The organism is Actinospineispora acaciae DSM 45401, assembly GCF_000620785.1.
In the GTDB taxonomy this organism is placed as follows: Bacteria; Actinomycetota; Actinomycetes; order Mycobacteriales; family Pseudonocardiaceae; genus Pseudonocardia; species Pseudonocardia acaciae.
In genome coordinates, this window is sequence record NZ_JIAI01000001.1 from 967,050 (window position 1) to 985,716 (window position 18,667).

Sequence of the window (18,667 nt, forward strand, 5' to 3'; positions counted from 1 at the left end):
GCCTGCACGCTCACCGGTCGGTGACCGAGGGGTCGAGGGCGTGCAGCCGGTCGATCGGGGTGTCCACGGCGGCCCTGCCCCGGCGCACGGTGTCCTCGTCGGGGGCGTCGTAGAAGCACAGGCACTTCACCATGTCCTCGCGCACGTAGGTGCGCAGGAAGCTCACCTCGGGCACGTCCGCGTAGCGCGGCGCCTTGGCCTTCTTGCGCGCCAGGTAGGTGTCCATGTCCAGCTCGGCGGGCAGGTCCCACTCCACCAGGTAGCCGGCGCGCGGCCGGGCCGCCCGCAGCTGCTCCAGCTCGGCGCCGACCAGCCGCACCGGGTCCGGCCCGGTGACCGAGGCGGCCTCGGCGAGGCGGGCGGCGGTCAGCTCGGCGAGCGACTCCGCGCGGTCCGCCGAGAGCACGGCGTAGACCCGGTCGTGCGCCCCGGTCACCTGCGACTCGATCAGCTCGCCGCCGGTGCCGGCCGCCGCCTTGTCGATCTCCACGAGCAGCGCGGCCACGCCGTCCCGGTCGGTGCGGGCGGGGACGAACTCGTACAGGTACAGCGACACGGTCTGCCTCCAAGACAGGTCAGATCGCACCCGCCGGGCGACACGGCCCGGGGTGCGGGGAGGGAATCCGAGAGAGGGGGTTGCGGGGCTCAGCGCGCCCGGAACGGTGAGCCGGGACACGCCGCCGCGATGACGCGCAGCAGGTCGATGTGGCGACGCTGCACCAACGGTCGGGGGCTCACGCGACCCACCGTACCGGACAGACCCATCTGTCTGGAAGAGATTCCATCTATGCTGGTCGTCATGCCCGTGACCACCCGCCAACCGAACCCGGCCGACCGCCTCCTGGAGGCCGCGTCCGCGTTGTTCGACGCCGAGGGCATCCGCGCCGTCGGCATCGACCGGCTGCTCGCCAGGGCCGGGGTCGCCAAGGCCAGCCTCTACCAGCACTTCGAGTCCAAGGACGAGCTGGTGCTGGCCTACCTGCGCCGCGCCGACCGCCGTGACCGGGCCGGCTACGCGCACGCGGTCCGGGCCATGGCCGACCGCCCGCTGGACCGGATCCGGGCGGTGTTCGCGCTGGCCGAGGCCGCCGCCCGCCGGCGCGGGTTCCGCGGCTGCCTCTACATCAACGCGGTCACCGAGTTCCCGGCGGCCAGGCACCCGGTGCGCGCGGTGGTCAGCGAGCACCGGGCCTGGCTGGCCGCCGAGCTGACCACCGCGCTCGCCCAGGCCGGAGCGCCGGACCCGACCCGGCTGGCCGGCCGGATCCAGCTGCTCTACGACGGCGCCCTGGTCGGGTCGAAGGCCGCCCACTCGGTGCGGCCGATCAGGGAGGCCGCCGAGCTGGTCGACGAGCTCATCGGGGCCGCGGTGGCCGCGGTTCGGTGATCCGGGCTCAGCCCGGTCGGTAGGTTCCCAGCGTCCACTCGATCCCCTCGGGGTCGATGACCCGGCAGCGGTAGTTGCCCCACTGGTTCGATCCCGGCTCCCAGACGCCGGTACCGCCGGAGTCGAGTGCCCTCGGGTACGCCGCGTCCACCTGGGTCGGGTCCGCGACGTTCAGGTAGTAGCCGTGCCCCGTGGTCTCGCCCCTGAGCGGCGGTCGCCGGTAGCCGTCGTGGTCGCTGAACACGACGATCGCCGCATCGCCGACGCGCAGCTCGGCGTGGGCGATGCCGCCGCGCTCGTCCGGGAACGACGACGTCGCGCGGAACCCGAACGCGTGCTCGAGCCACCCGATGGCGGCGGGAGCGTCTTGGTAGCCGATGTAGGCGTGCAGGTGAACCTGGTTCGTCTCGGTCATGTCCCGACGGTGTCCGGCGCGGGTGTCACGTTCTGTCCTGAATCGCCCGGTCGGGTGTCGACGCCGTGGGCGTGATGCACCTCACTCCGTACCCATATCCAGCGACAACGATGAACCATCTGTCACATGCGACGCAGCAACCACCATCGTCGGCGACCTGTGACACAAAATCCGGCCCGGACCGCAACCTCCGGGCCTGTCGCGCGTCAAACCGTGTAGATGTCGGATCGATACCCCGTAGAGTCCGGCGGCGAGCACGCGCTGATGGGGCGGAAAGGCAACGGATGACCAGCAATCGGCAGGTCGGCAAGCGTCGACTCGCGGTAGTGGCGGCGGCCACCCTGGCCCTCACCACACTGGGCGGCGTTTACTTCACCGGTTCTGCCTTCGCGGCGGACAGTGAGCAGTCCGACGTGGCGGCCGAAGCGCACCGCACCCCCCTGGTGCCGGGCACGCCGTGCACCATCAGCGCCAGGTCCTGCGTCGACCTGGAGTCGCAGAAGGCCTGGTTGTTCAACGACGGCAAGATCGTCCGTGGCCCGGTCAAGATCTCGTCGGGCGGCAACGGCAAGGAGACTCCGATCGGTCACTCGCTGCGGGTGTACCGCAAGGACAAGGACTTCAAGAGCACCGAGTCGCTGATGCCGAACGGGCAGCCCGCGCCGATGCCCTGGGCGGTGTTCTTCGAGGACGGCGGGATCGCCTTCCACGGCGGCGACCCCCGCCGGTCCTCCGCCGGCTGCATCCACCTGGCCGCGCCCGACGCCCCGGTCTGGTTCAACCACCTGCAGATCGGTGACCAGGTCCAGGTGGTCAAGGGCAGCGTCGAGATGGCGGCGCGCAAGGCCGCCGCGGGCACCCCCGGCCCCAACAACGGCAACGCCGACAACAACAACGGCGACGACAACGGCAACAGCCGCGACCACGGCCGGGGCAAGCACAAGAACGACGACGGCGACGACGACCGCAGCCGCGACGACTAGACCGCGTATGACCCTGGTCCGCACGCCGTTCGGCTTCACCAGCACCGCCGCCGAGGTCGCCGACGGCGTCGATCTGGGCGGGCGCCGGGCGGTGGTCACCGGTGCCGCCTCCGGCATCGGCGTGGAGACGGCGCGCGCGCTCGCCGGCGCGGGCGCCGAGGTGACCCTCGCCGTGCGGGATGCCGCCGCCGGCGAACGCACCGCCGAGGACATCGCCGCCAGCACCGGCAACGACGCGATCCGGGTCGCGGCGCTGGACCTGTCCGACCCGGCGTCGGTGGCGGCGTTCGTGGCGTCGTGGGCCGGGCCGTTGCATGTGCTGGTCAACAACGCCGGGGTGATGGCCTGCCCCGAGTCGCGGACGCCGGCGGGCTGGGAGCTCCAGTTCGCCACCAACCACCTCGGCCACTTCGCGCTGGCCACCGGCCTGCACGCCGCGCTCGCCTCGGCGGGCGGCGCGCGGGTCGTGTCGGTCAGCTCCAGCGGGCACCAGGTGTCGCCGGTGATCTTCGACGACCTCCATTTCGTGTTCCGTCCCTACGATCCGTGGCTGGCCTACGGGCAGTCCAAGACGGCGAACGTGCTGTTCGCGGTGGAGGCGACCCGGCGCTGGGCCGGCGACGGCATCACCGCCAACGCCGTGATGCCCGGCGCCATCTACACCAACCTGCAGCGGCACACCGGCGGCGTGGGCACCGGGCGCACCCCGGCGGACCAGTTCAAGTCGGTCCAGCAGGGCGCGGCGACGTCGGTGCTGGTCGCCGCCTCGCCGCTGCTGGAGGGCGTGGGCGGGCGCTACTTCGCGGACTGCAACGAGGCCGAGACCGTCGACCGCCGCACCGGCACCCTGGGCGGCGTGGCCCGCTACGCGCTCGACCCGGCCAACGCCGAGCGGCTGTGGGCGGTCTCGGAGGAGCTGCTCGCCGGCTGAGGGCCGTCAGGCGTTTTCTTGACGGGTGTCACGGCGAGGCCATATCTTGCCAGCACCGACGTGATCGAGCCCAGGAGCGTTTAAATGACCGGTGACGAAATCATTCTCGGCCCACTTCCCAAGGGCATCACGTTGGCCGGAGAAGGAATAGAGAAGAAGGTGTGGAACATTCTCGGCCACACCTACTACATGAAGGCCTCGAGCGACACGAGCTTTGCGTTCGAGACGTTCGACCCCCCGGGCACCGGCGTTCCACCGCACGTCCACCCGCATCAGGACGAGCACATCTACGTGCTGGAAGGCGTTTTTACGCTCTATCTCGACGGCGCCTGGGAGAAGGCGGGCCCCGGCGACACCGTGCGAATGCCGATGGGTCTTCCGCACGCCTACTACAACCGCACGCAGAACAACAGCCGTGCCTTGTTCTGGGTGAGCCCGGCCGGGCGCCTGGCCGAACTGTTCGACCAGTTGCACGACCTCGAGGACCCGGAGGAGGTAGTTCGCCGGTCGGCCCGGTGCGGCGTGGACTTCCTCCCGGCCGGACAGATCGAGGGCGCCTGACCGTGGCGGACGCCGCCCCGACGGCCGTCATCACCGGCGCGAACTCCGGCATCGGGCTCGAATGTGGCCGCCAGCTGGTCGAGGCGGGGTGGACGGTTCACGGCCTGGACGTGCGCACCGACGAGCTGGCCGCACAGCGGGGCGTGCACCCGGTCGAGTGCGACGTCACCAGCGAGGACAGCGTCGCCGATGCGTTCTCCCTGGTCGGCGATCGGCTCGATGCCCTGGTCTGTTCGGCCGGGGTGTTGCGCACGGGCGCCCTGATGGAGATGCCGACGGCGGACTTCGACACCGTCTTCCAGGTCAACACGCGCGGGCCGTGGCTGTGCGCCAGGGCGGCGCTGCCCCTGCTGACCCGAGACCGGACGGAGAGCACGCCGCCGGGGCGGATCGTGATGGTCGGCTCGATCTCGGCGGTACGCCCCAAGGCCGGCGGCGGCGCGTACTCGGCGTCGAAGGCGTCGCTCGCGCAGCTGGTCAGGGTCATGGGCGTGGAGCTCGCGCCCCGGCACCTGCGGGTCAACGCGGTCGCCCCGGCCACCGTGGACACCCCCATGATCCGCCGGGTGCAGCGGGGCGAGCCGTCGGCCTACCGGCCGTCCGGGCCGTCGCCGCTGGGGCGGGTGTCCACGCCGGCGGACATCGTGGCGGTCATCCGTTTCCTGCTCAGCCCGGCCTCGGACTACATCACCGGGGCCACGCTCCCCGTCGACGGCGGCACCTCGGCGGCGATCCCCGGTTAGGTCTACGGCTTGCGGGCGGCCGGGGTGAGCAGCAGCTCGTCCGGGAAGCACCATGCCCAGTCCTCGCCGGGCTGGAACGACGCGACCACCGGGTGCGTGCTGGCGTGCCAGTGGGCGGTGGCGTGGCGGCCCGGCGAGTCGTCACAGCAGCCGACGTGGCCGCAGGACAGGCATTTGCGCAGGTGGACCCACTGGGTGCCGTCGCGCAGGCACTCCTCGCAGCCGTCGGGGGTGCCCGGCGGCGGGTCGCCGATCTGGTCGAGGTGCCCGCAGCTGGCGTCGCCCGTCACCACGTAGGCCCCGGCGCCACGGTCCTCGGCGGCGGGGGGTGCGGCCGCGGCCGGCGAGGACCGGATCAGCGCGAGCACCACGATGCCACCGAGCACGATGATCCCGATGCCGATCAGGAAGACGTCGGTCAGCGCGTGGCCGAACGAGTCGTTGTAGGCGGACGCCAGCGTGCCGCCGGCGGCACCGAGCGCCCTGGCCGCCGCGGCGGTGTCGCCGGACGCGACCAGGTGCCCGGCGGCGTCCGCGGCCGGCGCCGGGACTCCCCCGCCGACCAGCGTGGACGTCACCCCGCTGGACAGCCGCGCCTCGAGCACCGACCCGAGCCCGGCGATGCCCGCCGCGATGCCGATCTGGCGGGCGGTGTTGTTGACCCCGGAGGCCATGCCGCTGTGCGCGGCGTCCACCGTGCTCAACGCGGCCACCGTCATGGTCGGGTTCACCATGCCGCCGCCGATGCCGAACAGCACCAGCCCCGGCAGCAGCCGCAGGCTCCCCGAACCGGGGGTGAGCCCGAGCATCAGGGCGAGCCCCGCCCCGCACAGCAGCAGGCCCAGCACCAGCGACGCGCGCACCCCGACCACCGCGGTGATCCGCGCCGCGAGCAGCGAGACCACCAGCGAGGCCACCGCGAACGGGGCGATCTGCAACCCCGCCAGCACCGGGCTCGAACCGGCCACCCGCAGCAGGAACAGCGTGAGGTAGACCAGCGGCGCGAACCCGGCCGCCGCGAACACGACGGCCACCAGGGTGGCGCCGATGAAGGTCGGGTTGCGCATCAGCGCCGGCGAGATCAGCGGGTTGGCGACCCGGAACTCCGCGAGCAGGAACGCGCCGAAGAACAGCGCCGACCCACCGGCCATGACCAGCGTGAACACGCTGAGCCAGCCGGCCGAGTTGCCCAGCTGGATGAGCACGATGAGCAGCACCAGCGACACCGTCAGCAGCCCGGCGCCCAGCCAGTCCAGGCCCTCGGCCGACGCGTCGCGGCTCTCCCGCAGGTGACGCAGCCCGACCGCGGCGGTGGGGATCACCAGGACGACGGCAAGGCCGAACTCGGAGCGCCAGCCGGCGGTCTGCACCAGGACGCCGCCCAGCAGCGGGCCGAGCGCGATCGCCGCCGACACGCTCGCGCCCCACACGCCGATCGCCCGCGCCCGCGCCGGCCCGGCGAACTCGGCGGCGATCAGCGCCAGGCCGCTCGGGAACAGGATCGCGGCGCCCAACCCCTGCAGCACCCGCCCCGCCACCAGCAGCCCGGCCGTCGGGGCCAGCGCACACAGCAGCGACGCCGCGCCGAACACTGCCAGGCCCACCAGGAACAGCCGCCGCCGGCCGTACCGGTCACCGAGCGCGCCGCCGGTGAGCAGGAACGAGGCCAGCACCAGCGCGTACGCGGACAGCACCCACTGCTGCGCGGTGAACCCGGCCGCCAGGTCGTCGGCGATCGCCGGCAGCGCCACGTTCGGCGCCGTCACGTTGAACAGCAGCAGCGACGAGGCCAGGCACACCACCGTCAGCGTCCACCGCTGGCAGCGCCGCGCGCCCTCGACGGTCTCGCCGGGCGGCCTCGGCGCGGCCGGGGTGTCCGGATGCGCCGGGCACGCCCCCATCCCCGCCGCCGGCACCAGCCAGGACAGGCCGCGGCCTCCAGAAACCAGCCCAGGTGCATTCATGCCGTCCCCTGCCCTCGCCCAGGCGAACGATTACACTCTTGCGTCGCCGTCCACCGCAAGCGTCGGCGTCCCGCGTACCAGCAGCGCGGCCTGCACCCGGTTGCTCACGTTCAGCCGGCCCATCGCGCGGTTGATGCTGCTCTTGACGCTGGACTCGGACACGCCGAGGCGCCGGGCGATCTGCCTGTTGGACAGGCCGGTCGCGACCAGCAGGAGCACCTCGCGCTCGCGGGGCGTGAGCGCCTCGATGGACGGATCGTCGTCGGCGCGCGCCGGCGGCGGTGGCGGCGGGAGCGTGGCCACCGTGGCCACCAGCCGGCGGGTCACCGAGGGCGACAGCGCGGCGTGGCCGGCGGCGAGATCGTGGATGGCGCCGGCGAGCTGCTCGGTCGACGCGTTCTTCAGGATGAACCCGGTGGCCCCGGCACGGAGTGCGGCATGCACGTACTCGTCGAGGTCGAACGTGGTCAGCATGAGTATGTGCGGTGCCGGTGACGGGTGCGGCCACTCGCCGAGGATGCGGGCGGTCGCCTCGACCCCGGTCATGACCGGCATGCGCACGTCCATCAGCACCACGTCGGGGCGCAGCTCCACGGCCGACCTGACGGCCTGCTCGCCGTCGCCGGCCTCGCCGATGACCCCCACGTCGGCTCGCCGGCTCAGCGTCGCGTGCAGCGCCTCCCGCACCATCCGCTGGTCGTCGGCGATCACCACCCGCACCGGAGCTGTCACGTCGGCTCCGCGAAACGCAGCCGGGTGGCAACCCGCCAGCCTCCGTCCGGGGTGGGCCCGGCGTGCAGGGCGGCGTCGAACAGCTCGGCCCGCTGCCGCATGCCGACCAGCCCGAGCCCGGAGCCGGGACGCGGGCCGTGCCCGGCCACCGGAGGCCCGTTCTCGACCGTGATCGCCAGCTCTCCCCCGGTTCGCCGCAGCTCGATGCGGACCTCGGTGGCGCCGGCGTGGTGCACCACGTTGGTCAGGGCTTCCTGGACGATCCGGTACGCGCACAGGCTCACCCCCGGCGGCACCGGCGTGGCGAGGCCCTCGGCGGTGACCTCCAGCCGGCAGCCGGCCGCCTCGACGCGGCCCAGGAGCCGGTCGAGGTGCTCCAGTGACGGCTCCGGGGCGGGCTCGGCGGTGGCCGGCCGCTCGTCGGTGAGCAGCCGCAGCACCCGGCGCATCTCGGTCAGGGCGGTGTCGGCGGTGCGTTCGATGTCGCCGATGTTGGTACGGACGGTCTCCGGGTCGTCGGCGTACACCTGCGAGGTGGCCCTGGCGTGCAGGGCGATCGCGCTGACGTGGTGCGCGACCAGGTCGTGCAGCTCGTGCGCGAGGCGGGTGCGTTCGGCCGCCACCGCGTGCCTGGCGTTGATCTCCCGCTCCGCCGCCAGCCGCTCGGCCAGCTCACGCAGCCGGTCCCGGTCCCGGCTCATCCGCCCCAGCGACGCGCCGAGCAGCCACACGCAGCAGGCCATCGCGCCGACCCCGAGCACCGCGGTGGGCTCCAGCCCGATCCCCCGGTACGGCAGGCCGAACGCCAATGCGACCGCGTCCGGGACGAACAGCACGCCGGTGGCGACGCCGACCGCTCCCAGGCTGGCGGGCGCCGGCGAGTACCGCGCCACCGCGTAGCAGGCGAACCCCAGCGCCAGGCCCCGCACGTGCAGCTCCGGGTCGTTCAGCTCGGCCGGCAGGTAGGCGGCCGCGACCGCGAGCAGCACCGTCCACGGCCGGGACCGCCGCCAGAACAGCGGCGCCGACTCCAGCAGCGGCACCACCAGCACGGCGATCGCCGCGAGGGTCGGGGCGGGGAGGGGATCGGCCAGGCGCGGCAGCGGCAGCGCGACGGCGATCACCACGTCGATCGCCCTGGCGGGGATGGCGGGCAGGCCTCGGGTGACCCGGGTCGCTCGGAAGCTCGATGCCGTCATCTGTCTTTCGCCGCAGCCGTGAACCGCCTGACGCGGCCAGACTACGGGCGCACCGAAAGTTGTTCGCGACCGCGACCGGAGGGTGATGTGCCGGCCGGGTCGCCGGCCTAGCGTCTGTTGTGGATCACGACGAGGAGGATGAATGCGCAAGCCGCGACCGGGGAGTCGCACCGCCGGAACATTGGTCACCGGCGCCGTCTGCCTCACGTTGCTGAGCGGATGCGGCCTGAGCTGGCCCAGCAGCAAGACGCTCGTCGACGACGCGACCGTGGCGTCGGTGCGGTCGGTCACCCTGGACAACGGCTCGGGGAACGTCACCGTCCGCGTCGAGGCCGCCGCGCGCGATGTCGCGGTCCACCGCACCGTCACCTACCGAGGCGACCAGCCCGGGCCGAGCTACCGGGTCGACGGCGACTCGCTGCGGATCGGCGACTGCGGGCGGTTGTGCTCGGTCGACTACGTGCTCGTCGTCCCGGCCGGCACGGCCGTGACCGGTGGCGTCGACTCCGGGGACGCCGAGTTCGCCGGGGTCTCCTCGGTCACGGTGTCGGTCGGGTCCGGGAACGTCACCGCGCGCGACGTAGCGGGTCCGGTGGACGTCAAGGTCGACTCCGGCGACCTGCGGGGCACCGGGCTGGGCGGGAAGGTGGCCGTCCGGTCCGGCTCCGGTGACGTGCGGCTCGACGTCATCCAGCCGAGGGACGTCCACGTGACCGCGGACAGCGGCGACATCGACCTGGTGGTGCCGAGGGGTCAGTACCGGGTCAACGCGACCAGCGACAGCGGCAGGGTGAAGACCGACATGGCCAACGACCCCGCCGCGGCCCAGCTGCTGGAGCTGCGCACCGGGTCCGGCGACGTGACCGCCCGGTTCCGCTGAGCCGGGCGCGTCAGATGATCGGCAGGTGCGGCTCGGCCCTGGTGGTGAGCAGCTCGGCGCCGCCGTCGCGCACCACGATGTCCTCCTCGTGCACCATCATCAGCCCGGGGGCGAACTCCATGCCCGGCTCGACGGTCAGCACGGTGCCCGCCTGCAGCACCGTCCGGTCGTCGGGGTGGTTGCTCGGCGGCTCGGTGAGCTGCAGGCCCAGGCCGTGGCCCAACCGGCCCACGTTGTTGCCCGAGGAGCCGGCGCCGGTCAGTTCGGTGGCCATCGCGTGCCACACCTCGCAGGCCCGCACCCCCGGCCGGGCGGCGTTGATGCCGACCTCGGTGGCCCGCCACACCGCGTCGTAGGCCCGGCGCACCGCGTCGTCGGCGCGCCCGATGGCCCAGTTGCGGTTGAAGTCGCAGAAGTAGCCGTCGAACACCGTGCCGGTGTCGATGATCAGCACGTCGCCGGTGCCCAGCGGGCGGTCCGTCGGGCCCATGATGATGTTGTCGTAGCCGCCCTGCCCGGCCACGCCGATGAGGTACGGGCTGGCGTCCGCGCCGCCGGTGACCAGCTCGGCGCGCAGCCGCTGCACCAGGTCGCGCTCGGTGTCCCCGGCGCGCAGCAGGCCGGGGACACGGGCGTAGGCGTCCGAGGTCAGCCGGCAGGCGTGCCGGATCTTGTCGATCTCCAGCTCGGACTTCACGTGCCGGCAGCTCCGGATCGCCGCCGAGCCGTCCACCACCGTCACGCGCGCCCGCGACGCCACCTCCCGCAGCTCCACCACCGGCATCCGCAGCTGCAGCTCGCGGCCCAGCTCGGCGCCCACCGTGCCGCCCGGCCCGGCCAGCTCGCGCAGGGTGGCGGCCAGCAGGCTGACCCCGTCGTCGCTCGGGTTGGGCGCCGGCCAGGTCCGCACGTCGGTGACCCAGGTGGCCCGCATGCCGGGCTCGCCGATCTCCGGGATCACCGCGACCGGCGCACCGCCGCCGGGCACCACCACGTACCAGGGCCGGGTCGGGCTCTCCCAGAACTGGGTGTCGAAGCCGGTGAAGTAGCGCACCTGCTGCGGCGAGGTCACCAGCAGCGCGTCCAGCCCGTCCCGGCGCAGGTAGCGCTGGGCGCGGGCCACCCGGTCCTCGAACTCGGCGGCCGGAAACCCCCGGACGGTCACCTCGGCAGCCCGTGCGGCCCGACCGCGCTGGCCTGGTGCAGGTCGCGGTCGCGGGTCTCCGGGGCCATCAGTGCCGACACCACCAGGCCGACCGCGCAGACCAGGCCGGCGATGAGCATGGTCGCCCCGGCGCCGGCGCGCTCCAGCAGGATCGGCGTGACGAAGGTGCCCAGCCCGGCGCCGATCCGGCTCACGGTGGTGCCCAGCCCGACCGCCGTGGCCCTGATCGCGGTCGGGAACAGCTCGTTGGGGTAGATCCACTGCATGATCGTCGGACCGCCGATGGCGACCGCGTAGACGGCGAAGAGCACCGCGAGCACCCCTACCGGCGCGGTCGGGGCCACGCCGAGCACCAGCAGCGCCGCGGTGGCCACCGCGAACGGCCAGACCAGCAGCGAGCGCCGCCGCACCCGGTTGGCGACCAGGGTGGCCAGCACGCAGCCGCCCAGGAAGAACATGCCGATCGCGGCGGAGCCGATGTTCGCCTGGGCGTCGTCGTCCAGGTCGAGCGCGCGCAGCAGGGCGGGGCCGAACGCGTAGATGGCGTAGACCGGCCACAGCGAGCACGCCCAGAACACCGCGACGAAGATCGTCCGCGACAGGTAGCCCTTGGCCACCAGGCCGCGCAGGCTGGTGTGCCCGGGCTCGACGGGCAGGTCGCCCAGCTCGGCGGCCGGCCCCAGCGCCTTGCGCAGGGCGGCGCGCGCGTCCTCGGTGCGGCCCTTGGACAGCAGCCAGCGCGGGGACTCCGGGGTGCCGATCCTGGCCAGCATGAGCGCGGCCGCCGGCACCGCCGGGGACAGCAGCATCCAGCGCCACGCGTCCGGGCCGAGCGACGCGAGCGCGTCACCGACCAGGTAGGCGACCGTGTTGCCGGCCGCCCACATGGTGGTCAGCCAGCCCAGCATGCTCCCCCGGTGGCGGCGCGGGGTGAACTCGGCGAGCAGCGAGGTGGCGATCGGGTAGTCCGCGCCGATCGCCAGCCCGACCAGGAACCGCAGTACCAGCAGCCAGACCGGTCCCTCGACGAAGAACTGCGCCACCGAGCCGACGGCGATCAGGCCCAGGTCGATCGTGTACATGGCCTGCCGGCCGATCAGGTCGGTGAGGTAGCCGAAGACCAGCCCGCCCACGAACATCCCGACCAGCGCCGAGGCCGCGAGCATCCCCTGCCAGACCGCGCTGAGCTGCCACAGCGGCACGACCTGGGTCAACGCCAGGCCGATGATCCCCAGCACGTACCCGTCCAGGAACGGGCCGCCCGCCGAGTAGAACGTCAGGCGGCGATGGAACCAGGTCAGCGGCGCCTCGTCCATGCCGGTGCCGGTGCCGGTGCCGGTGCTGTCCGCCCGCTGCCGCATGACGCCGCCCTCTCACCAGGTGATGCAGGGCACAGTAAATTTGTTCAACAACTACTGTCAAGAGATTCGTTCAAGTGGTCGATGCTTGGTGTTTGTTGAACAAAGCTCCTAGGATGCCGGCATGACCGGTTCTCTGGACGTGGCGGTGGCGACCGCCGAACGCGCCGCCGATGAGCTCCGCGACGGCATCGTGACCGGGGCACTCCCACCCGGGACCCCGCTGCGCGAGGTCACCCTGGCCGCCGAGCTCGGAGTGTCGCGCAACACGCTGCGGGAGGCGCTGCGCCTGCTCGCCACCGAGGGCCTGGTCAGCCAGCGACTGCACAAGGGCGCGGTGGTCAACACCATGTCGTCCGAGCGGATCCGGGACATCTACGCGGTGCGGCGGACGATCGAGCTGCGGGCCGTGGAGGAGAGCGGCGCCGCGTCGGCCGCCGCGCTCGCGGCCATCGAGGCAGCGGTCGGCGCGACCGAGCGGGCGGCCGCCGCCGGGGACTGGCGCGAGGTGGGCACCGCGAGCCTGCGCTTCCACTGCGCGGTGGTGGCCACCCTGGGCAGCCCCATGCTGGACGCGTTCTTCCGTGGCGTGACCGCCCAGCAGCGGCTGGCGTTCGCGGTGGTGGCCGACGAGCGGCGGGTCCAGCAGCGGTGGGTGGCGCTGGACAGGGAGATCTGCGACCTCATCCACGCCGGCTACCGGGCGGCGGCCGGCCGGGCGCTGCGCGACTACCTCGACGCCTCGGAGCGGATGGTGCACGGGCTGGTCGCCGAGGGCGCCGGCGCCGGAGCCACCCCGATCGTGCGGGGCGCGTGATGGGCTCCTACCCCGCCGCCTACCAGCCCGGCGCCGGCGGCGCGCTCACGGTTGACAGATCGTTCTACCGGCGGATCGCCAGCGCCCAGGACCGGCGCCGGCAGGTCGAGTCGTTCGTCATCCCGCCCCGCTCCGGGCGGGCCTGGGAGGTGCCGGCCGGCTCGGTCTGCCGGATCGTCACCGTGGACGGCCCGCAGGTCGGCGACCTGAACGTGTGGAACCGGCACAACCCGCGCGAGCGGATGTGGGCCTCGCGCACCCGCCAGCTGCAGCGCGCGCACGTGTCCACCCACGACCGCATCTGGTCAACGCTGCCCTACCTGCGCCCGCTGCTGACCATCACCGAGGACACCCTGGCCGGCTACGGTCCCGACGAGCACGGCGGCCGGGTGCACGACCTGCTCGGCACCCGCTGCGACCCCTATGTCAACCGGCTGCTGACCGGCGAGGACTTCGACTTCCACTGCCACTCGAACCTGACCCGCGCCGTGCTCCCGTACGGGCTCACCGAGCTGGACGTGCACGACGTGCTCAACGTCTTCCAGTGCACCGGCCTCAACGACGAGGACCGCTACTTCATGAAGGCCTGCCCCGCGAAGCGCGGCGACTTCCTGGAGTTCTTCGCCGAGATCGACCTGCTGTGCGCGCTGTCCACCTGTCCGGGCGGCGACCTGAGCATCCCCCTCTGGGGGCCGGACGCCGGCGACCCCAGCGAGGTGTGCCGCCCGCTCGGCGTCGAGGTCCACCGGGTGGACGAGGCGCTGCTCGCCGGCTGGACGCCACCGGAGCCGGCGCCGTACCGCAACGTGCACGGGATGCGGATGCCGGACTAGGCCGGACCAGGTAGGTGCTTGATCGGCACGCTGATGCGGGTAGCGGGCCGAGCGCCGTACCGGGCGGGGAGGTAGTCCTCGATGACGGGCTCGGCGGGCCGCTGTCCACTGTGGTGGGCCGCGGTGAGGGCGCGGTCATAGGCGAACGCGAGTTGGTCGTGTGCGCCGTGGTGGGTCGTTTCGACCGCTGGGCCGGCAGGCAGCGAAACCGAGGTGAGCCTGGGGTCCGGCACGATCGTGCTGGTGCGCGCGAACACGTAGCCGGCGACTTCGTCGTCGAGATCGAGAGGAAGAAGGGCGCCCCAGGTCGGTCTCGGGGGCAGGACCTGGTGGTGCCGCAGCCGGGATCGCAGGATGGCGATGCCGCGGGTGATGGCCGACGCGAGCCCTCGGGCGGGCGCGGTGAATCCCAGGGCCGGAACCGTTCGCGCCGGCAGGTCCAGATGCCGTGGAGCGTCGGTGCCGCACGGCTCGGCGAGGTACAGCTGGGCGAGGGCGTGGGCGCGCTCGGTGATTTCGTCGGTGAGGCGACGGCGCTCGGCGGCGAGCGCGGAGGTGGCCGACTCGCCCCCGCGCAGGATGCGGGCGATGTCGTCGGGCGCGGTGCCGATCGCGCGGAATCGGGCGATGGTCACCGCCGTGGGCAGTTGGTTGCGGTGGTAACGGCGGTAGCCGCTGTCGGGGTCCACGGCGGCCGGTCGCAGCAGCCCGACGCGGTCGTAGTAGCGCAGGGTCGAGACCGGCAGCCGACAGCGCCGGGCGAACTCCGCGATCAGCAGCCACTCGTCGTCGGTCACCGCACCAGGGTCCCCGACTCGGGCATCGCCACCTCGATGGTGGGCCGGCGGCGCACGATGCCGGCCACGGAGCCCGGGGCGATGCCGACCGCGAGCAGGGCGGCGGTGCGATCGAAGTACTCGCGGTAGGTGTGACAGCGGTCCCCTCGGGTCTCGAACACCGAGACTCCGGGGAAGCGCAGGGTGCGGCCGGCGCCATGCGGGACGGCGTCGCTGAGGGTGAACTCGAAGCGCCACTCACCGATCGTGCTGTGCTCGCCGGTGGCAACCCTGGTCATGGTCCATTCGTGGTGGGTGCCTTCGGCGTACATGCGCGTGAACAGCTCCCGCAGGCCGGCGTGGCCTTCGAAGACCCCGTAGAACAGGTCGTGGTACGCGATGTCAGGGGTGAAGACCTTGACGAGCCGCTCGACGTCGCGGGTGTTGAAGGCCGTCGCGAAGCGATGGGCAACCGTGGGTGGGGTGGTGGTCATGGCAGCGATCGTGAGGCCTCGAGTCGGTTGAGGGTCAAGGCCTGCGGCCGGGCTGGGCCAGGAAGTCGAGCAGCCGCCGGGTGGTCTCCTCGGGCGCCTCCTCCGGGATGAAGTGCCCGGCCGCGACCGGCCCGCCGCGCACCTCGTCGGCCCAGCCCTTCCACACCTCCAGCGGCTCGTACCAGCTCGCCACGGCACCGTCGCGTGCCCACAGGGCCAGGACCGGGCAGGCGATGCGGCGCCGCCCCCGGTCCGCCTCGTCGTGCGCGCAGTCGAGGGTGGCCGCCGCGCGGTACTGCTCGCAGATGGCGTGGACGGTGTCCGGGTGGGAGAACCGCGCGATGTACTCCGCGCGGACCTGGGCCGGGAACACGTCCGGAACCTCCGACCAGGTGTCGAGCATGTGGTCGACCAGCACGTCCGCCGCGCCCGCGATCAGCCGCTCCGGCACCGGCTCCGGCGCGGCCAGGAACGACCAGACCCAGAAGCCGAGGCTGAAGTCCTTGTCCGCGCGGCCGAACGCGTCGCCGGTCGGGACGATGTCGAGCACCGCGAGCCGGTCGACGGCGCCCGGGTGGTCCAGCGCCATCCGGTAGCCGCAGCGCGCGCCCCTGTCGTGCCCGACCACGGCGAACCTGTCGTACCCGAGCGCGGCCATCACCTCGACCTGGTCGCGGGCCAGCTCGCGCATGCTGTACGGCGCGTGGTCCGGGGTGCTCGCCGGCTTGCCGCTCGCGCCGAAACCCCGCAGGTCGGTGGCCACCACGGTGTGCCGCTGGGCGAGCCGGGCCGCCACCCGGTGCCACATGAGGTGGGTCTGCGGGATGCCGTGCAGCAGCAGGACGGGCGGTCCGGCGCCGCCGCGCAGGCCGTGGATCGTGGTTCCGGCCGTCTCGATGTCGAACTCGTCGAACCCCTCGAACACGTAGAGTTCCTTCCTGTCAGGCGCGGTCCGACACACGAGAGCCGGTGAGGACATGCGAGTCAGCGTCGACAACCAGGTGTGTGAAGCGCACGGTCAGTGCAACACGGTCGATCCGGATTTATTCACCCTCGACGACGACGGGTACAGCGACATCGGCGTCGGCAAGGAGGTGCCGCCGGGCAAGGAGGTCGCCGCCGAACAGGGCGTGGACGTCTGCCCCGTTCAGGCGCTGCGGCTGGAGTGACGGGTCACCGTCTCGGTGATCCTGGCCAGCGGCACGAACCCGAGCAGGCAGACGGCGGCGAGCACGACGTAGTGGGCGGTGAAGCCCCAGCCGTCGATGATCCACCCCGCCACCGCCGAGGCGAACAGCCCGGAGACGCCGAGCGCGACGCCGATCATGATGCCCATCGCGGTGCCGGCCGTCCTCGGCACCGAGTCGATCAACAGCGCGTAGACCACCGGGAACGGCGCGTTGCGGAACAGCCCCCAGAACAGCAGCACGATCCAGGCGCTGGTCGGGTCGGTGATGACGATCATGGCAAGCAGCGAGACCGCCCAGCCGACGATCAGGAAGCGCAGCGCGAACTTCCGCCCGGTGTGGTCGGACAGCGTGCCCCAGACCACCTGGCCGACCCACCCGGTCAGCCCGGACGCGCCGGCCAGCAGCGCGGCCTGCCCGGCCGACATGCCGTGCTGGACGAACTGGGTGGTCAGGAACGTCACGGCACCCGCCTCGCCCCACAGGAACAGGAAGATCAACAGCACCGACCACCTGACGTTCGGGCTGCGCATCGCCTCCCGGACCGGCGCCCAGAACCCGCTGGGCGGGCGGGTGGACAGCTCGGGCAGCGGCCGGGTCAGCCCCCGGTCGTCGATCCAGCGGTAGACCCGCTCCTGGTTGCGCCGGGTACCGACAAAGGCCTGCCCGATGATGATCGGGATGCCGAGCAGCGGGATGAGCAGGAACGCCTCCCGCCAGCCCGCCACGCCGAGCACGGCGGCGATCAGGGCGCCGGTGGCGAACTGGCCGAGCGGGAAGCCGGTGTGGTGCACCCCGACGGCGAAGCCCCGGTACTCCTTGGGCCACCACTCCCCCACCAGCGCCACGTTGATCGGCTCCGAGCCGCCCCGGCTCAGGCCCATCGGGATCCGCAGCAGCAGGAACGCCAGGAAGCCGCCGCTGAACCCGAAGGTCAGCGCGCCGCCGATGATGCCGATCAGCATCGCCACGTTCCAGGTCCAGGTCCGCCGGTAGCCGGTGCCGATCCGGTCCGAGATCCAGCCGGCCGCGATCCCGCCGACGATCAGCCCGGCGAAGAACACCGAGTTGATCAACCCGCCCTGCGCGGCGTTCAGGCCGAACTCCTCGGAGATGGCCGGGAGCACGGCGGGCAGGATGCCGCCGTCGATCGAGGTCATCAGGATCGCGCCGGTGGTGATCAGCAACGTCCACCAGGAGATCGGATGACCTCGCGGTATCCAGGACGACCGGGTGCGCGAGTCGACGGGGTCGGGCATGTCTTTCTCCTCCAACGCGACGCTGGGCTGGATGAGTCGAGGGCGTCACCCTGTCCAATTCATCGGACGAATGTCAATGGTTCAGCCGGGCGACCGCTTCCTGGAGCGCGGCGGTCAGGGTCGCGACGTTCGGTGCCTGCTCGGTACCGGCCCGGGCGGCGACCGACACGATCCGGGTCAGCCGGGGTTCGTCCAGCCGGTGCATCCGCACGCCGGTGGTGAGCCCCTCGGTGGCCAGCCGCGGGACCAGCGAGACGCCCAGGCCGGCGCGGACCAGCGCGAGGATCACCGTGTAGTCGTCGCTGACGTAGTCCAGCCTCGGCGCGAACCCGCTCATGCCGAAGGCCCGCTCCACGGTGGCGCGCAGCGCGCCGTCGCTGCGCGGGACGATCCACGGCTGGTCGCGCAGCGTCGCCAGCGAGAGCGGGCCGCGCGGCAGCTCCAGCGCCTCGGGCGCCGCCACCAGCAGCGACTCGGTCACCAGCCGGGTCAGCGTGACGCCGGGGTCGGCGATCCTGGCCAGCAGGTCGAACTCGTAGACCAGCAGCATGTCCAGCCGGCCGGACCGCAGCGCCGGGAGGCCGTCGGCGGTCTCCCACTCCTCCAGCCGCACGTCGAGGTCGGGGTGCGCGGCGCGGCAGGCCGCGATCGCTCCGGGCACGATCGAGCTGGCGGCGGTGGGGAACGCACCCAGCCGGAGCACTCCCCCGATGCCGCCGGCGATCCTGGCGACGCCGGCCCGCGCGGCCTCCAGCTCGGCCAGGATCCGCTCGGTGTGCTCGACCAGCACCCGGGCCGCCTCGGTCAGCACCAGCGCCCGGCCGTCCCGGGTGAACAGCGGGGCGCCCACCTCCCGCCGCAGCAGGGTGAGCTGCTGGGACACCGCGGACGGGGTCAGCGCGCAGGCCCGGGCGGTGGCCGCGATGGTGCCTCGGGCGGCGAGCTCGCGCAGCAGGCGGAGGCGGTGCACGTCCAGCATTCAG

General features: G+C 72.9%; 21 protein-coding genes. 9 read left to right on the forward strand and 12 right to left on the reverse strand.

What is annotated here, in order from left to right; all coding sequences use genetic code 11:
• Positions 1–10 precede the first annotated feature (10 nt).
• Positions 11–556 (reverse strand): DUF4242 domain-containing protein, encoded by a 546-nt coding sequence (locus tag N912_RS0104730; RefSeq protein ID WP_028921534.1) that lies wholly within the window; start codon positions 554–556, stop codon positions 11–13.
• A gap of 243 nt (positions 557–799) precedes the next feature.
• On the opposite strand from N912_RS0104730, the gene N912_RS0104735 reads away from it, so the two are divergent.
• Positions 800–1,387 carry a TetR/AcrR family transcriptional regulator gene (locus N912_RS0104735; RefSeq protein WP_028921535.1) on the forward strand — a complete coding sequence of 196 codons (588 nt, stop codon included), beginning with the start codon at positions 800–802 and terminating at the stop codon, positions 1,385–1,387.
• 7 nt (positions 1,388–1,394) lie between these two features.
• Here the strand turns inward: N912_RS0104735 and N912_RS0104740 are convergent, their stop codons facing one another.
• Positions 1,395–1,802: a VOC family protein gene (locus tag N912_RS0104740; protein ID WP_028921536.1), complete on the reverse strand. Its 408-nt coding sequence runs from the start codon at positions 1,800–1,802 to the stop codon at positions 1,395–1,397.
• A gap of 284 nt (positions 1,803–2,086) precedes the next feature.
• Between N912_RS0104740 and N912_RS49490 the strand changes: the two genes are divergently transcribed.
• From N912_RS49490 to N912_RS0104760, 4 genes are all read left to right on the forward strand, one after another.
• A complete protein-coding gene (locus N912_RS49490; protein ID WP_084210585.1) occupies positions 2,087–2,785 on the forward strand; it encodes a L,D-transpeptidase in 699 nt (232 codons plus the stop codon).
• Between the two features lie 7 nt (positions 2,786–2,792).
• Positions 2,793–3,716 (forward strand): SDR family NAD(P)-dependent oxidoreductase, encoded by a 924-nt coding sequence (locus tag N912_RS0104750; protein ID WP_028921537.1) that lies wholly within the window; start codon positions 2,793–2,795, stop codon positions 3,714–3,716.
• Positions 3,717–3,800: 84 nt separating this feature from the next.
• Positions 3,801–4,277: a cupin domain-containing protein gene (locus N912_RS0104755; protein WP_028921538.1), complete on the forward strand. Its 477-nt coding sequence runs from the start codon at positions 3,801–3,803 to the stop codon at positions 4,275–4,277.
• A 2-nt stretch (positions 4,278–4,279) separates the two neighbouring features.
• The gene (locus N912_RS0104760) at positions 4,280–5,020 is read left to right on the forward strand and encodes an SDR family NAD(P)-dependent oxidoreductase (RefSeq protein ID WP_028921539.1); all 741 of its coding nucleotides are present in this window, start codon (positions 4,280–4,282) and stop codon (positions 5,018–5,020) included.
• A gap of 2 nt (positions 5,021–5,022) precedes the next feature.
• Here the strand turns inward: N912_RS0104760 and N912_RS49495 are convergent, their stop codons facing one another.
• The 3 genes from N912_RS49495 to N912_RS59950 are packed head-to-tail and all read right to left on the reverse strand — an operon-like array spanning position 5,023 to position 8,915.
• Positions 5,023–6,984: an MFS transporter gene (locus tag N912_RS49495; protein ID WP_084210587.1), complete on the reverse strand. Its 1,962-nt coding sequence runs from the start codon at positions 6,982–6,984 to the stop codon at positions 5,023–5,025.
• A 30-nt stretch (positions 6,985–7,014) separates the two neighbouring features.
• A complete protein-coding gene (locus N912_RS49500; RefSeq protein ID WP_245645178.1) occupies positions 7,015–7,716 on the reverse strand; it encodes a response regulator in 702 nt (233 codons plus the stop codon).
• A complete protein-coding gene (locus tag N912_RS59950; RefSeq protein WP_051579637.1) occupies positions 7,713–8,915 on the reverse strand; it encodes a sensor histidine kinase in 1,203 nt (400 codons plus the stop codon). Before N912_RS59950 ends, N912_RS49500 begins: the two co-directional genes overlap by 4 nt.
• Before the next feature lie 142 nt (positions 8,916–9,057).
• On the opposite strand from N912_RS59950, the gene N912_RS0104780 reads away from it, so the two are divergent.
• Complete coding sequence (locus N912_RS0104780) at positions 9,058–9,795, forward strand: DUF4097 family beta strand repeat-containing protein (protein ID WP_064745152.1); 738 nt, start codon at positions 9,058–9,060, stop codon at positions 9,793–9,795.
• A gap of 10 nt (positions 9,796–9,805) precedes the next feature.
• Here the strand turns inward: N912_RS0104780 and N912_RS0104785 are convergent, their stop codons facing one another.
• The gene (locus tag N912_RS0104785) at positions 9,806–10,960 is read right to left on the reverse strand and encodes a M24 family metallopeptidase (RefSeq protein ID WP_028921541.1); all 1,155 of its coding nucleotides are present in this window, start codon (positions 10,958–10,960) and stop codon (positions 9,806–9,808) included.
• On the reverse strand, positions 10,957–12,321 hold the full coding sequence (locus N912_RS0104790) for an MFS transporter (RefSeq protein WP_245645179.1): 1,365 nt from the start codon (positions 12,319–12,321) through the stop codon (positions 10,957–10,959). Before N912_RS0104790 ends, N912_RS0104785 begins: the two co-directional genes overlap by 4 nt.
• 121 nt (positions 12,322–12,442) lie before the next feature.
• Here N912_RS0104790 and N912_RS0104795 point away from each other — a divergent pair, with 121 nt between their 5' ends.
• Together N912_RS0104795 and N912_RS0104800 are read left to right on the forward strand one after the other, a co-directional pair.
• On the forward strand, positions 12,443–13,135 hold the full coding sequence (locus N912_RS0104795) for a GntR family transcriptional regulator (RefSeq protein ID WP_028921543.1): 693 nt from the start codon (positions 12,443–12,445) through the stop codon (positions 13,133–13,135).
• Positions 13,135–13,968: an urea carboxylase-associated family protein gene (locus N912_RS0104800; protein WP_028921544.1), complete on the forward strand. Its 834-nt coding sequence runs from the start codon at positions 13,135–13,137 to the stop codon at positions 13,966–13,968. The genes N912_RS0104795 and N912_RS0104800 overlap by 1 nt, the downstream gene beginning before the upstream one ends.
• On the opposite strand, the gene N912_RS65550 is transcribed toward N912_RS0104800, so the two are convergent.
• Genes N912_RS65550 through N912_RS0104815 form a run of 3 tightly spaced genes read right to left on the reverse strand, consistent with a single transcriptional unit; the run spans position 13,965 to position 16,163 of the window.
• Positions 13,965–14,765, reverse strand: coding sequence for a MerR family transcriptional regulator (locus N912_RS65550; RefSeq protein ID WP_028921545.1), 801 nt, complete (start codon positions 14,763–14,765; stop codon positions 13,965–13,967). The two genes, N912_RS0104800 and N912_RS65550, sit on opposite strands and share 4 nt — an antisense overlap.
• The gene (locus N912_RS0104810; RefSeq protein ID WP_028921546.1) at positions 14,762–15,238 is read right to left on the reverse strand and encodes a nuclear transport factor 2 family protein; all 477 of its coding nucleotides are present in this window, start codon (positions 15,236–15,238) and stop codon (positions 14,762–14,764) included. The genes N912_RS65550 and N912_RS0104810 overlap by 4 nt, the downstream gene beginning before the upstream one ends.
• Positions 15,239–15,272: 34 nt before the next feature.
• Positions 15,273–16,163: an alpha/beta fold hydrolase gene (locus tag N912_RS0104815; RefSeq protein ID WP_028921547.1), complete on the reverse strand. Its 891-nt coding sequence runs from the start codon at positions 16,161–16,163 to the stop codon at positions 15,273–15,275.
• Between the two features lie 52 nt (positions 16,164–16,215).
• Here N912_RS0104815 and N912_RS0104820 point away from each other — a divergent pair, with 52 nt between their 5' ends.
• Positions 16,216–16,407: a ferredoxin gene (locus tag N912_RS0104820; protein WP_028921548.1), complete on the forward strand. Its 192-nt coding sequence runs from the start codon at positions 16,216–16,218 to the stop codon at positions 16,405–16,407.
• On the opposite strand, the gene N912_RS49515 is transcribed toward N912_RS0104820, so the two are convergent.
• A complete protein-coding gene (locus N912_RS49515) occupies positions 16,386–17,684 on the reverse strand; it encodes an MFS transporter (RefSeq protein WP_156993164.1) in 1,299 nt (432 codons plus the stop codon). The two genes, N912_RS0104820 and N912_RS49515, sit on opposite strands and share 22 nt — an antisense overlap.
• A gap of 73 nt (positions 17,685–17,757) precedes the next feature.
• Entirely contained in the window at positions 17,758–18,663 is a 906-nt protein-coding gene (locus N912_RS0104830; RefSeq protein ID WP_028921549.1) for a LysR family transcriptional regulator, read from the reverse strand.
• Between the last annotated feature and the right edge of the window lie 4 nt (positions 18,664–18,667).